The sequence below is a fragment of the Chryseobacterium sp. SIMBA_028 genome (genome assembly GCF_046535285.1).
In the GTDB taxonomy this organism is placed as follows: Bacteria; Bacteroidota; Bacteroidia; order Flavobacteriales; family Weeksellaceae; genus Chryseobacterium.
In genome coordinates, this window is the sequence record NZ_JAWRWZ010000076.1 from 1 (window position 1) to 386 (window position 386).

The 386-nt window shown below is 62.7% G+C and carries 1 protein-coding gene; it reads left to right on the forward strand.

All coding sequences use genetic code 11. The annotated features are described in order from the left end of the window. Window positions 1-192 precede the first annotated feature (192 nt). Window positions 193-386, forward strand: a 194-nt coding sequence (locus SCA31_RS22605) for a hypothetical protein (RefSeq protein WP_410699296.1), incomplete at its 3' end; no start/stop codon positions are given.

Consider the following 386-nt stretch of genomic DNA (forward strand, 5'->3'; position numbering starts at 1 on the left):
TGCGGAGCCCTCCGCTCCGGGCCGATAGAAATATGTCGGGGCGCGACGGCCTCCTTGTTGAACGCTGCGCCTTAGCGGTCGTATCCCTCTCTGGCACGATGGACACGACGGGCAGAAAGAGGCGAGCGATGTCCAGGCATAGCGCGTACGCCGCGTGACTACAGGTGGCACGGTGTTCAAGAGGAACGGGTCATGGAGAATGAATTGGACGGGGTACCCGCCCGCGAGAGGATCGAGCGGGTCGAGGTCCGCGAAGTCAAGGAACGGGGTTCAGCGGAGACCCCGGTGATAGCATCCCGGCACCGGCCGAGGGTCAACCCCTTCGTCGTGGTCCTGTGGGTTTTAGCCGTGATCTTAGGCTCAATTGGCTGCGTAGGTGCTTACGG